This is a genomic window from Blautia sp. Marseille-P3087 (assembly GCF_900120195.1).
Classification (GTDB): Bacteria; Bacillota; Clostridia; order Lachnospirales; family Lachnospiraceae; genus Blautia_A.
In genome coordinates, this window is sequence record NZ_LT635539.1 from 1561620 (window position 1) to 1575485 (window position 13866).

General features: G+C 44.8%; 13 protein-coding genes and 1 riboswitch. Of the genes, 2 read left to right on the forward strand and 11 right to left on the reverse strand.

The genetic code is table 11. The features are described 5' to 3' along the window. Positions 1 to 18: 18 nt before the first annotated feature. From BQ7344_RS07435 to BQ7344_RS07480, 10 genes are all read right to left on the reverse strand, one after another. Positions 19 to 936, reverse strand: coding sequence for a nucleotidyltransferase family protein (locus BQ7344_RS07435; protein WP_072522075.1), 918 nt, complete (start codon positions 934 to 936; stop codon positions 19 to 21). A gap of 68 nt (positions 937 to 1004) precedes the next feature. After that, entirely contained in the window at positions 1005 to 2081 is a 1077-nt protein-coding gene (prfA, locus tag BQ7344_RS07440) for a peptide chain release factor 1 (RefSeq protein WP_072522076.1), read from the reverse strand. Positions 2082 to 2097: 16 nt separating this feature from the next. After that, on the reverse strand, positions 2098 to 2970 hold the full coding sequence (prmC, locus tag BQ7344_RS07445) for a peptide chain release factor N(5)-glutamine methyltransferase (RefSeq protein WP_072522077.1): 873 nt from the start codon (positions 2968 to 2970) through the stop codon (positions 2098 to 2100). Then, complete coding sequence (locus tag BQ7344_RS07450; RefSeq protein ID WP_072522078.1) at positions 2957 to 3955, reverse strand: DUF1385 domain-containing protein; 999 nt, start codon at positions 3953 to 3955, stop codon at positions 2957 to 2959. The genes prmC and BQ7344_RS07450 overlap by 14 nt, the downstream gene beginning before the upstream one ends. Positions 3956 to 4093: 138 nt before the next feature. Further along, positions 4094 to 4297, reverse strand: a complete 204-nt coding sequence (gene rpmE, locus BQ7344_RS07455; RefSeq protein WP_015541906.1) for a 50S ribosomal protein L31 — start codon at positions 4295 to 4297, stop codon at positions 4094 to 4096. A gap of 109 nt (positions 4298 to 4406) precedes the next feature. Next, the gene (rho, locus tag BQ7344_RS07460) at positions 4407 to 5840 is read right to left on the reverse strand and encodes a transcription termination factor Rho (protein ID WP_072522079.1); all 1434 of its coding nucleotides are present in this window, start codon (positions 5838 to 5840) and stop codon (positions 4407 to 4409) included. A gap of 259 nt (positions 5841 to 6099) precedes the next feature. After that, on the reverse strand, positions 6100 to 6600 hold the full coding sequence (locus BQ7344_RS07465) for a COG2426 family protein (protein ID WP_072522080.1): 501 nt from the start codon (positions 6598 to 6600) through the stop codon (positions 6100 to 6102). Then, complete coding sequence (gene hisC / locus BQ7344_RS07470; protein ID WP_072522081.1) at positions 6588 to 7664, reverse strand: histidinol-phosphate transaminase; 1077 nt, start codon at positions 7662 to 7664, stop codon at positions 6588 to 6590. Before hisC ends, BQ7344_RS07465 begins: the two co-directional genes overlap by 13 nt. A gap of 27 nt (positions 7665 to 7691) precedes the next feature. Next, positions 7692 to 8864, reverse strand: a complete 1173-nt coding sequence (locus BQ7344_RS07475) for an NAD(P)-dependent malic enzyme (protein ID WP_072522082.1) — start codon at positions 8862 to 8864, stop codon at positions 7692 to 7694. A 29-nt stretch (positions 8865 to 8893) separates the two neighbouring features. After that, positions 8894 to 9598 (reverse strand): FadR/GntR family transcriptional regulator, encoded by a 705-nt coding sequence (locus tag BQ7344_RS07480; RefSeq protein ID WP_072522083.1) that lies wholly within the window; start codon positions 9596 to 9598, stop codon positions 8894 to 8896. A gap of 346 nt (positions 9599 to 9944) precedes the next feature. Here BQ7344_RS07480 and BQ7344_RS07485 point away from each other — a divergent pair, with 346 nt between their 5' ends. Continuing rightward, positions 9945 to 10502 (forward strand): hypothetical protein, encoded by a 558-nt coding sequence (locus BQ7344_RS07485; RefSeq protein WP_072522084.1) that lies wholly within the window; start codon positions 9945 to 9947, stop codon positions 10500 to 10502. Positions 10503 to 10529: 27 nt separating this feature from the next. Here BQ7344_RS07485 and BQ7344_RS07490 read toward each other — a convergent pair whose 3' ends face one another. Then, positions 10530 to 11933 carry an alanine/glycine:cation symporter family protein gene (locus BQ7344_RS07490; RefSeq protein WP_072522085.1) on the reverse strand — a complete coding sequence of 468 codons (1404 nt, stop codon included), beginning with the start codon at positions 11931 to 11933 and terminating at the stop codon, positions 10530 to 10532. A gap of 236 nt (positions 11934 to 12169) precedes the next feature. Then, a riboswitch (TPP riboswitch) is annotated at positions 12170 to 12275 on the forward strand. An 83-nt stretch (positions 12276 to 12358) separates the two neighbouring features. On the opposite strand from BQ7344_RS07490, the gene BQ7344_RS07495 reads away from it, so the two are divergent. Continuing rightward, positions 12359 to 13033: an energy-coupled thiamine transporter ThiT gene (locus tag BQ7344_RS07495; RefSeq protein ID WP_072522086.1), complete on the forward strand. Its 675-nt coding sequence runs from the start codon at positions 12359 to 12361 to the stop codon at positions 13031 to 13033. Positions 13034 to 13866: the final 833 nt, after the last annotated feature.

Below are 13866 nucleotides of genomic sequence, written 5' to 3' on the forward strand. Positions count from 1 at the left end.
TCTAATGCGTTGTCCTGCTTATTTGTAAAGATCAGCCGGATAAACTCCTTTTTTGACCAGCTCAGCAAAAGCCTCTGTCACAGAAGCCTTGTCTTCCTGATAAGTTACACCAAACCAGGTGTCCCTGCTCTCCAGTACATCAACAGTTGCCTCTCCCTTCTGGATCAGCTCATCGATCATAACCGGAAGAAGGTATTCTTTCTTAATATCTTCTGGTTTCAGATCCTCAAGAAATTCAACAAAACCTTTTTCCAGTGTATCCATAAATGCCGGAGTAAGTCCCCACATATTCATGGAAACCAGGCTCTTAACATCCAGTTTTTCTACTGTACCGTCATCGCTGCGTGTTTCAGCACCTTCAGCAGTCTTAAAGATATTATGTGTCTCTGTAACACCTGTCAGTGCACCATTTTCGATGTGGCACACACCACGTGTAACACTTCCGTTATCACTCAGTGTATTTCCAAGACGGAATCCTGCCATACAGATATGAATTTTATCATCCTGCGGCTGTTCCTGTACCAGATATTCATGTACTTTTACATATGCTTCCTTTCCATAGTAATCGTCTGCATTGATTACAACAAAAGGCTCATCCAGCACTTCCCGTGCGGCAAGGACTGCCTGGCCGGTTCCCCATGGTTTGGTACGGTCTGCCGGTTTGCTGAATCCATCCGGAAGATTCTCAAGTGACTGGAATGCATATTCTACTTCTGTGATCTTTTCGATTCTTTCTCCGATGACACGGCGGAATTCTTCTTCCAGATCCTTACGGATAATAAAGACAACTTTATTAAATCCTGCCTCCAACGCGTCATGAATGGAATAATCCATAATGATCTCACCATTCGGTCCTACCGGTGCAAGCTGCTTGATGCCCTTTCCGAAGCGACTTCCGATTCCTGCTGCCATGATTACCAATGCTGTTTTTTTCATGTAAATTTCCTCCCATTATACACTTTACATATTTTTCTGTATTATTTACGCATATATTTTACATGCATTTACTGTTCTTCATTTAAAGAACTGAGTTTTGCTGCCTGGTCAGCTGCAATCAGGCTGTCAAGAATTTCATCCAGATCTCCTCCGAGGATTCCATCCAGACGGTGCAGTGTCAGTTTGATACGGTGATCTGTCACACGTCCCTGTGGGAAATTGTAGGTACGGATCTTCTCGGAACGGTCTCCGGTACCGATCTGGCTTCTTCTTGCCTCAGCCTCTGCATCATGCTGCTTTGCAAGTTCCATCTCATACAGACGGGAACGCAGAACTTTCAGTGCCTTGTCTTTATTCTTAAGCTGTGATTTCTCATCCTGACAGGAAATCACGATTCCGGTTGGGATATGGGTCAGACGTACTGCAGAGTCTGTAGTGTTGACACACTGTCCACCGTTTCCGGATGCACGGAACACATCAAATTTACAGTCATTCATATCCAGATGGAAGTCAATCTCCTCTGCCTCCGGCATGATTGCAACGGTGCAGGTGGATGTATGGATACGTCCGCCTGATTCTGTCTCCGGAACTCGCTGTACACGGTGTACACCACTCTCATATTTCAGTCTGGAATATGCCCCCTGTCCCTGGATCATAAATGTAACTTCCTTAAATCCGCCGATTCCGTTCTCATTGAGACTCATCATCTCCGTCTTCCAGCGGCGTGATTCTGCGTATTTCACATACATACGGTAAATCTCTGCTGCAAACAGTGCCGCCTCATCTCCGCCGGCGCCGGCACGGATCTCAACGATAACATTCTTGCTGTCATTCGGGTCTTTCGGAAGAAGAAGAATCTTCAGTTCTTTTTCCAGTTCTTCCACACGCTTCTTTGCATCAGACAACTCTTCCTTCAGCATCTCGCGCATTTCTTCATCCTTTTCTTCTTCCAGCATCGATAAGCTGTCCTGAATGGTTTCTTTATTTTCTTTGTATTCTTTGTAGGTGTCTACAATAGGCTGCAGTTCACTCTGTTCTTTCATAAGCTTCTGGAAACGTTCCTGATTATCTGTTACACCCGGTTCTCCGAGTTCATTCAGAACTTCCTCGAAGCGAACAAGCAGGTCCTCTAATTTATCAAACATCCTGTTCCTCCTGTATTTACTTTTTCTGTCCGATCACGACTCTGTCAAGTCCTGACAGATCCTGTATTACTTCTACATTAACAAAATCATTTGCTTTCATGATCTCCGGGACGGACTCTCCCTGATCACAGCCGATCTCATACATCAGCCATCCGCCCGCCCGCAGATATTTCCCTGCCTGCGCGGTGATCTCTCTGTAAAAAAACAGTCCGTCTTCTTTCCCATCCAGCGCAAGCACCGGATCATGGGAACGCACTTCCTCCATAAGCCCCGGAATGTCTCCCGATGGGATATAGGGCGGATTCGAGATAAGCATATCATATTCCACAGCTGTATTTCCACTGTTTTTCTCAAAATAGTCACCGGAAAACAGATCACTCTGCACAAATTCCGCACGATTTTCAAGCTGCAGATGCATTCTGTTCTGCTTTGCGACAGTAAGTGCCCCCTCCGATACATCCACACCGGTTCCTGACGCATCCTGCCTCTCCATAAGAAGACTGAGCAAAATGCAGCCGGAACCGGTACACATATCAAGGATTTTCGGTGAACGGCTGTCCTTTAAATGTGTGAGTGCTGTTTCGACCAGTACTTCCGTATCCTGACGCGGCACCAGCACACGCTCATCTACACAGAATTCATATCCCATAAAATAAGCCCTGCCGGTAATATGCTGCAATGGAATATGCTGTGCACGTTTGGCACACATCTCCAGATAACGTGATTCTGTCTTTTTATCCAGAATTTCATCCATATGTGCATAATACCAGGCACGATTGATATCTGCCGCATACTCCAGAAGAAGCCAGGCATCCAACCCGGCTTCTTCAATCGCGGCCGCATCCAGAAGATGAATTCCATCTTCCAGTACTTCTTTATATGTCCGCATGTTCTTCTCCATTATTTTCTTCCGGGTCAACCCAGTCGAATTCTCTTTTCAGGTAATCTTTCCAGTCAAAAACTGCTTCTACCGCTTTGATTGCTACTTCAACCATATCTGCAGTCGGTTCTTTCGTTGTCAGCTTCTGCATTGCAAGTCCCGGTTTGCTCATCATATCTGCAAATTTGGTATCTGTTCTGCCTGCCCACTGAATGATTTCAAAGGAAATACCGGATACAACCGGCACCATCAGAAGACGACCGAAAAGGCGTACCCAGTAAACAGGAACAAGTACAAATGCAAAATGAAGACAGATACTTACCAGCATGACCAGAAACAGGAAGCTCGTACCGCAGCGCTTGTGCTGTCTGGAACTGGCCATAACGTTCTCAACCGTAAGCGGAAGTCCGTGTTCCACACAGTTGATACATTTATGCTCTGCACCGTGGTACATAAATGTTCTCTGAATATCTTTCATTCTGGAAATCAGAAACATATATCCCAGGAAAAGCGCGAGCTTCACGAATGCTTCGGCTACTGTTACGCCAAACTCTGAGGCTCCAACCTTCCGAAGCAGACTGGCCAGTGCATACGGTAACAACATAAATGCAGCCACAGAAAATATGATTGAAATTGCCACAGTTATGTAAAGAAGCCACTGGAACTGCTTCGCTTCTTTGGCTTTCTTTGCGGAAAGTTCTTCTTCGGAAAGTGCAGCGTTTTTGGCTGCTTCTTTTTCGTCTTCTTCATCTCCTGCAATCTCTGCAGAATACATCAGACATTTCGTGCCAACAACCAGACCATCCACAAAACTTACCACACCGCGGATGATCGGCCATTTCAGAAATCCGGCTCTACCGAAGGTACATTTATAGTCTTCTACTTTTATTTCTATTTCTTTATCAGGACGTCGCACTGCAACAGCATATTTATCCTTATGCCGCATCATAATGCCTTCCATTACCGCCTGACCGCCGATATTCGATGGTTTCATATATCACTCCATAAAAAATATATTCTCTTACAAAGAACCTGCCACCGGCAGCTTCTCCTGCATATTTTGGCAGAAAAGCAAAAACAGGCTGAGATTTCCCCAACCTCAACCTGTCTCTTGTTTCGTTATCTTGTCTGATTATTTGTTTAAGCCGTATTTCTTGTTGAACTTATCAATACGTCCGCGAGCCTGAGCTGCTTTCTGCTGTCCTGTATAGAATGGATGACATTTGGAGCAGATTTCTACATGGATATCTTTCTTAGTAGATCCTGTTACAAATGTGTTTCCGCAGTTGCAGGTTACAGTTGCCTGATAGTAGTTTGGATGGATTCCTTCACGCATGATTTTCACCTCTCTATAATTCTTCTATTTTCTATTCGTATTAATTTGACGAATTTACTATTTCGCAGCTTTCTGATTATAACACACTCAATATGCAAATGCAAGCTGTTTATAAAAATTTCTGTTTTTTTGCAGTCTGTATAAATTCGGCATTGTTTTTGGTACGTGAAAACATGTTCAGAATCTGTTCTACCGCGTCTTCTGCCTTGAGGCTGTTGAGTGCACGGCGCATGTTATACACGGCTTCCTGCTCGTCCTTCGTCAGAAGCAGGTCCTCACGTCTCGTTCCGGATTTCTGAATGTCGATTGCCGGGAAAACTCTCTTTTCCTGTAATTTACGGTCAAGTACAAGTTCCATGTTACCGGTTCCCTTGAATTCCTCGTAAATAACATCGTCCATCTTGCTTCCGGTATCGACGAGTGCTGTTGCAAGGATCGTCAGACTTCCGCCTTCTCTCATATTACGGGCTGCACCAAAAAACCTCTTCGGCATGTGAAGCGCTGCCGGATCAAGACCGCCGGACAGTGTCCTTCCGCTCGGTGTCACGCAGAGATTGTATGCTCTGGCAAGTCTTGTGATGGAATCAAGAAGGATCGTGACTTCCTGCTTATGCTCTACCAGACGGCGCGCACGCTCAACCACCATCTCAGAAACGCGTCTGTGGTGCTCCGGAAGCTCGTCAAATGTAGAATAAATAACTTCAACGTTATCGCCTTTGATTTCTTCTTTGATATCGGTAACTTCCTCCGGACGCTCATCGATCAGAAGAATGATCAGATGCATGGACGGATTATTCTTAAGAATAGACTTTGCAACATCCTTTAAAAGTGTCGTCTTACCTGCTTTCGGAGGAGAAACGATCATGCCTCGCTGTCCCTTACCGATCGGACTTAACAGATCCATGATACGCATTGCGACTGTACCGCCCGGACGCTCCATACGCAGACGCTCATTCGGGAAGATCGGGGTCATATCTTCAAAATTATATCTTCTCTGTCCTTCGCTCGGCGGGAAACCATTGATGGAATTTACATAGAGAAGCGCACTGAACTTCTCCCCCTGTGTCTTGATGCGGATGCTTCCCTGCACGATATCTCCTGTCTTTAAGTTAAAACGTCTGATCTGGGACGGAGATACATAAATGTCATTCTCACCCGGCAGATAATTGGCACAGCGAATAAATCCATATCCATCCGGAAGTACTTCCAGAATGCCATTTGCTTTCTCGCCGCTGTCAAGCTGGGCTGTCTCCGCCGGATTCTTGTAGGTGTACTCTGTACGTTCCTGATAATTTTTTCTCTCTGATGTATCATAAGAAGCACGTGGTTCCCGAACACGGTTTTCTTCTCTGGCGGACTCTTCCTGTCTGTGTTCAGTATTCTTAGATTCCGCACTGCCTGCAGACGCCTTTTCCTTTTCGTCTTCTTCGAGCATGCGCTCTATCAGTTCCGGCTTTCTCAAAGTAGAAATCCCCTTCAATCCTCTTGCCTTTGCAAGGTCTTTTAATGTAGCAAGGGACAATGATTCATATTTTTCTCTCATATAAAAATCCTCTCAGTCTTTTCAAGGCCTATTTATTTGATACCAGTTATTCAGGAATATCTGTCTGACTCGACATGAATTTCAGAATGCCAAAAGAAAACTCTGAAAGAGTTTTCTTTTGGATACTTGAAGATATTTTATCACAACTTGAAACTTCTGTCCAGCAGATAGAACAGAAGTTTAGATGTTACTGTTCACAGGTAGTATTCCGCGAGGTGTTTTGCCATGAATAATGGCAAAATCCCGATCACAGTAATTTTTAGTGGATCAGGTTGCCTACGATTCCGTAAGAAACCACATACATGATCACAGTTGCCATGATCAGTCCACACAAAATTGCAATAGATGATTTCTTGATGTCGACTTCCAGAAGTGAAGCAATCAGAGAACCCGTCCATGCACCGGTTCCCGGAAGCGGTACTCCCACAAACAAAAGTAGTCCGAGGAATTCATATCGTTTAATCTGGTCGCTCTTTCCCATGGCACGATTTTCCAGTCTTTCGATCAGTCCGCGGAAAACCTTTGTTTTTTTCATCAGTTTAAAAATCTGACGGATAAAGAGCAGAATAAACGGAATCGGAATAATATTTCCCATAATACAGATTGGGATGGCTTTTGCTGCTGATACTTTCAGAAGTGATGCAGCCAGAAGCCCTCCTCGAAGCTCCAGGATCGGGATCATGGAAATGATAAATATGATCAATTCCTTTGAAATATGCTGTGACAGGTTATCCGTAAACCACTGAACTAAAACTTCCATAAATTCTCCTTTTTGAAATACTCTTTTACGAAATCAAGGAAAGTCTGCATTTCTTTTCTTGTTCCGATTGTAATGCGCAGGTGATTATCTGTTCTTCCACCCGGAAAATAACGTACATAAACGTGCTGTTCCCGCAGTGCCTGAAACAGCTGTTTTGCCGGACAGTTCACATGGGACGCAAAAATGAAGTTGGCTTTTGAGTCTTCAAAAGTAAAGCCAAGGTTTCTCAGTTCCTGCTTTGTCCATTCTCTTGTCTCTATGATTTTATCGCAGGTCTCACGAAAATATGCCTGATCTTTGATCGCAGCCACGCCTGCTTCAATCGATGTGCGGTTCATCGTATAAGAGTTGAACGAATATTTCACATCATTCAGATAAGCGATCAGTTTCGGGCTTCCCATTGCAAATCCGATACGCATACCTGCCATGGATCTTGATTTGGAAAATGTCTGAACGACCAGCAGATTCTCGTATTTATCGATCAGGGAAAGTGCTGATTCTGTACCAAAATCTACATATGCTTCATCTACGATCACAATCACATCCTGATTATGTAAGATAATTTCTTCTATCTCATCAAGCGGCAGAGACACACCGGTCGGTGCATTTGGATTTGGAAAAATAATGCCGCCGTTTTCACGGAAATAATCTTCTTTCTTTATATGGAAGTGTTCGTCCAGTTCCGGACGCTCGTACGGAATCTGAAACAGATCTGCCCATACATCGTAGAAAGAATACGTAATATCTGGAAAGAGGATCGGTTTTTCACTGTTAAAAAATGTCAGAAAGCTCATTGCAAGCACATCATCTGAACCGACGCCTACAAACACCTGTTCATCCAAAATGCCATATTCAGCCGCGATCGCATGAACCAGATCCTTTGCGGCAGGATCCGGATAAAGTCTCAGTGCATCTGTCTCTGTATTTTTAAGCACCTCTGCTACACCCGGTGCCGGAGGATATGGATTTTCGTTTGTATTTAATTTGATCATATCCGGCTGGTTCGGCTGCTCACCCGGTGTATACGGAACTACCTTGCGGATATTTTTTTCCCAGTTGTTCATTCTAAAGTCTGTCCCTTCTTTATTAAATCAGATGCGTGCAACACCTGTTCTTCCGGCAGCCTCTGCAACAGCTTTAGCTACTGCCGGTCCGACACGCTTGTCAAAAGCCTTCGGAATGATGTTGTCCGCACTCAGCTCTTCATCACTGATCAGTGCCGCAATTGCTTTTGATGCGGCAATCTTCATCTCTTCATTGATATCACTTGCCCGCACATCAAATGCACCACGGAATACACCCGGAAATACCAGTACGTTATTGATCTGGTTCGGGAAATCAGAACGTCCGGTTGCCACAACCTTCGCGCCGCCTTTTTTTGCTTCATCCGGCATGATTTCCGGTGTCGGGTTTGCCATTGCAAATACGATTGCATCATCTGCCATCGTGCTTACCATCTCCGAAGTTACAATATTCGGTGCAGATACACCGACAAAAATATCTCTGCCTTTCATGGCAGTCTTCAAATCGCCGTGCAGACGCTCTTTGTTTGTGATCTCTGCCATTTCTTTCTGTGCCGGATTCATCCATTCTTCACCCGGTGCAAGAATACCATTACGGTCAACAAGAACCACATCACCTATTCCAAGTTCAAGAAGCAGACGACAGATAGAAATACCGGCGGAACCTGCTCCGTTGATCACAACTTTTGCCTCGGAAAACTCTTTGTGTACATAACGAAGTGCATTAGTAAGACCGGCAGCCACGACGATTGCAGTTCCATGCTGGTCATCATGGAATACCGGAATGTCACATTTTTCTTTCAGTTTCTTTTCGATTTCAAAACATCTCGGAGCAGAAATATCTTCAAGGTTGATTCCTCCAAAAGATCCGGAGATCAGATAGATCGTATTGACAATCTCATCAACATCGTTGCTCTTGATGCACAGCGGAAATGCATCTACATCACCAAATGCTTTAAAGAGTGCACATTTGCCCTCCATAACCGGCATTCCGGCTTCCGGTCCGATGTTGCCAAGTCCGAGGATTGCGGAGCCATCTGTAACGACCAGACACATGTTCCATCTTCTGGTAAGTTCATAAGATTTATTAATATCCTTCTGGATTTCCAGACATGGCTGTGCTACGCCCGGTGTATAGGCCAAAGAAAGGTCTTCTTTATTTTCTGCCGGTACACGTGTAACGACTTCAATCTTGCCCTTCCATTCTTTGTGCAGTCTCAGTGATTCTTTGGCATAATCCATCTTATTTTCCTCCTGTATATCTCTGCGGTTTATTTTTGCTGCATTTCATCTATGCATTTTTCAATCGTATCCATATGTTCTGACATGCAGAGTTCTGCCTGTCTGTCATCGTTATTTATTATCGCCTCTACAAGCCGACGATGCTGCTCATCGATCTGCACTTCCGAGTGATCTTTCTGCATAATATAATCCCGGATTCCGGAAATTGTATTCTCTGTAAGCTGATCTGCCGCCGTAAGCACGCTGAAGATCATCGGATTGTTGGCAATCTTTGCAATCTTTGTGTGTAATTCTTTATCAATCTCTCCGCGGCTCTTCTCATCCTCTGCCATATCCATCCGAGCCAGAATACGCAGAAGTTCTGCAGCATCCAGTGGTGTACATTTCCTTGCTGCAAGGATCGCCGATTCTCTTTCGAGTGCTGCACGAAGCTGCTGGTTCTGTCTGATATAACCATTGTTCAATTTAAAAAGAATCGATAACGGCCCGATGAGCCAGCTATCAAGATCATCTGCTATATAATTACCGCCGCCCGGTACCGGTTTGATGATTCCAAGAAATTCCAGCGCTCTGAGCGCCTCACGTACTGCCGGTCGGGACACTCCCATTGTCTCTGCCATCGTTCGTTCTGCCGGAAGCGCATCCCCCGCTTTCAGACGTCCTCTCTGGATATTATCCGTGATCTGGTTCAATATTCCATTAAACGTCCGCTCGTCTCCGATTTCTTTAAACATATCCCTACCTCCTGCATTCTCTACTAATATATCATTTCCGACAGTTGTCGGCAAGTCTTCCCTCGTGTTCCAACTGGATTCTTTTATGATTACTGTTCACTCCGTTCACAGTAACCTGGTCAAAATGCGTTTCAAATCACCTTCGGTGATGGCATTTTGCCCTGTATGTCTCGGGATTTTGCCATATTCATGGCAAAACACCTCGCGGAATATTACCTGCTAACAATAACCTCTTATGTACATTTTGTGTTTTATTTCTAAACTTTTTCCATATTATATTGACAAGTTGAAAAAAGAACGCATAATGGGAGGTATATATTATTTATTAAGTAAGGGAGATTATCTTATGAAAAAAAGAAACATTTTGCTTTTTTCAGCAATCGCTGCCGCATCGATCACCATGGCGGGCTGTGGTTTTTCCGCAGAAGATCCTGCTGACAGCCAGGCTGTATCCATAACACCAGAAGCAGAAGTCACCGCTACACCGGCTCCTACAGCCACTCCTGCTCCTACCGCTACACCAGCTCCAACCGTAACTCCGGCAGCAGGCGCTTCCGGCACAGACGCTGCAGGCACTGCAGCAGCAGATGGAACCACAACAGATGGAACTGCTTCTGACGGATCAACTTCTGCAGACAGTACTTCCTCTGATGCATCTGCCGGTACTGACTCAGGCTCTGATACAGGCGCTTCCAGTACAAGTACTTCTTCAGGAGATGCTTCTTCCTCTGTAGGAAATTCTTTCACTTCCTTCATGGATGCATACGGTACACCAATTGAGTATGAGCCTGCATATGATGCAAACGGCAACGAAGTAGGCGGTGTTTATTCCTACAACGACTTCTCCGTTACAACAGACTTCACTTCCGGAAGCGAAGTTGTGACAGCAGTTGATTATTATTGATTTTAACCTCAAAAAATCCCTCACTCATCACTGAGTGGGGGATTCTTTTTTCTTCGTTCTTTCGTATTCTTTCAGTTCTTTCAGAGCTTTCTCGCCCTGCGGATACAAGATGATAATATTAAAGACCGTCATCAGTCCGATTCCGACATCACCCAGATCCCACACAAATGTGTAAGCTGCAAGGCCGCCGATGAACAGCATCACAAGCGCCAGCACTTTGTACGCAGTCTGTGAAGCCCAGTTATCGCCAAAAAGGTATGCAACATTGCTTCTCGCATAAAACAGGATGCCAAGGAATGTTGAAAAACTGAATAAAAACAGCGTTGCCGCAATAAAGATCACGCCAAACCGCCCAAGATGATGTTCCATAGCCGTCTGCAGAAGACCCATTCCGGAAAGTCCGACAACTTTCTCTTCCGGTGCGAGCAGCATAATAAATGCTGTACAGCTGCAGATCACGATCGTATCGACAAATACACCGAGCGCCTGAACCAGTCCGGCTTTGACCGGCTGATCACATTCCGCTGCTGCTGCCGCACACGGAGCAGACCCGGAACCTGCTTCATTCGAAAACAATCCACGTTTGATTCCATTCATAAGAACTGCGCCAAAACCACCTGCTGCAGCCTGTCGGAATCCAAATGCTTCCGCAAAAATTCTTGCAAAAACACCTGGCAGACTTCCAATATTCATCACAATGATCAGAATCGTGATTGCAAAATAGCATACCGCCATGACCGGCACTACCATATCCAGAATCTTAACTGTCGCATCTTTACGAAGCACGATCACAGCAGCCACAGCAACGAGTACTACCGTCGTATAGATCGGCGGAATTGAAAATGCATTTTTAAAAGAGGAAACAACGGAATTACTGATTACCTGACTGATACCGCACCAGCATATCAGACCGGAGATTGCAAACAACACAGAAATTACCACTTTGTTTCTCTTTTTCTTCTGTTTTTCTTCTACATATGCATGAATATAATACGCCGGACCGCCACGGTAACCACCGTACAGCGGATCTTTTTCTTTATAAAGCTGTGCCAGTGTCGCTTCAATAAAAGCTGTTGACGAACCGATAATTGCCGTCACCCACATCCAGAAAACCGCACCGGCGCCGCCTGCTGAAATCGCCGCGACAACACCGACCAGATTTCCCATACCGACACGGGTTGCCGTCGAAACGATCAGTGTCTGAAATGAAGACAAACTGTTTTTATCTTGTTTCTTCTCGACCAGTGCCTGCACCATATCCGGAAATAACCGGATCGGCAGAAAACGCGTCCGAACCGTAAAATAAATTCCTGTAGGAATCAGTAATATAATCAGAAGCGAAATCCCCAGAGTGCTGCCGCCCGGCAGTGGAATCTGCACCAGATCTCCCCACAGAAAACTATATACTTTCTCAATCAGAGTAACTATCATACTTTAAACCCTCTTCCATTTCTCACATACCCGAAAAAACTCCGGGCAGATACTATCTCAGTATAGCCCATATTAACCCTTAAGCGCAAGCACTTTTGGGGTTTAAAGTCAAAAACTTTAAATAATCTAAGATTCATTGTCACACCCTCCCGCAGTACTTGACGGTTAGATTATATTTGTTTATAATGGATTTGTCTGATGAATACTGTTTATTCAGACATTTCTAATTACATACAGATTGATGACAGGGGAGCTTGTACAACAGGCTGAGAGGAAGTTTGTAACTTCGACCCATAACCTGATTTGGATAATGCCAGCGTAGGGATGCGTTAGACGATTTGAAGTGCATTTGACCCGATTACGGGGAGGCGTGACATTTTATGATCTCTTTTGTTTTCAGTCGAAGACGAGGGAGGTCTTATTTTATGTTCAGCTTTATGGTAACAAGCGAAGGCGGACTGACAACAGCCGGATATGCCATCGCGATCATCGCAGGAATCGTTCTGTTCCTCGCCGCGATCTACTTTGCAGGCAAAAATTCAGAAAAGAAAAAACTCACAACAAGACAGCTTGTTTTCTGTGCTGTAGCAATGGCGCTTGCCTTTGTTACTTCTTATCTTAAAATCTTCACCCTTCCATGGGGCGGAAGCGTCACACTCTGCAGTATGCTTTTCATCGTACTGGTTGCTAACTGGTATGGCGTAGGCACCGGCATCACCGTTGGTCTTGCTTACGGAATCCTGCAGTTCATTCAGGAACCATATGTACTTTCCTTTTTCCAGGTATGCTGTGATTACATCCTTGCATTCGCCGCTCTTGGTATTGCCGGCTTCTTTGCAAAACAGAGCCATGGCCTTCTGAAAGGTTACATCGCAGCTGTGATCGCACGAGGATTTTTCCACGCACTCGGCGGATACCTGTACTGGATGAGCTACATGCCGGATAATTTCCCGAAATCACTCACAGCTATCTACCCGATCGTATATAACTACAGCTACCTGCTCGCAGAAGGAATCATCACTGTGATCGTGATCTCTATTCCTGCCGTGTCCAAAGCACTGACTCAGGTAAAGAAGGCAGCACTGGGTACTTCCCTGTAACCCGCAAGTTCACACTTGCAAGTGTAAAGAAAAACCGCAAAGGGACTTGCCAGTCCCCTTGCAACCCCTGGGCGAAATGTAAGACGGAGACTTTGTCTTATGTAGCACCCTTAGAAAAATTCTCCTGGTGTTTCAGATCAGCAATTTCTCGTATAAATGATATTGCTGTATATAAAAATAGCGGGATTCTTCTCTGCCTTATGGAGAAGATGTCCTGCTGTTTTTTCATTCTGCTGGTTACTATGTCAGTAATTAGTCGGCATTGTTCTGATATTTATTCTGCTGCTACTCTGCTAATATTCTGCTGTTATTTTCCTGGTCTCCTGCTCTTCTCCACAAATTTGGTTGACCTGGAACTCCGCTCCCACAAACCGAGTCATCTTCCAGCTCCTGCTTCAATGACTTTCAAGCAAGTTTCCGTAGTCTAAGTCATCCCTTTTCATGTATTCCGTTGACCTTTGTCAGACTTACTCTTCTCCAGATCATCCATTTTCATGCGCCCCGTTGACTCTTGTCAGATTTATTCTTCTCTAAGTCATCCATTTTTCCTAGATTCCATTGACTCCCTGACACCTTATCAATCCACAGGGCAATTCATCCTCTCAATTTCGTTGATCCCCTAACAGCTTTCCGTTCCACGGGTCAATTCATCCTCTCAATTTCATTGATCCCCTGACGCCTTTCCCATCCACGGGGCAATTCATCTTCCCAAATTCCGTTGACTCCTCCACTACTTACTTCTCTCTCAGTCACCTCACACCCATAGAATGAAAAAATACCAGAATTCCCTTCCCCATACGGAGACCAGGGATTCTGGCATTTCTCATATTCCT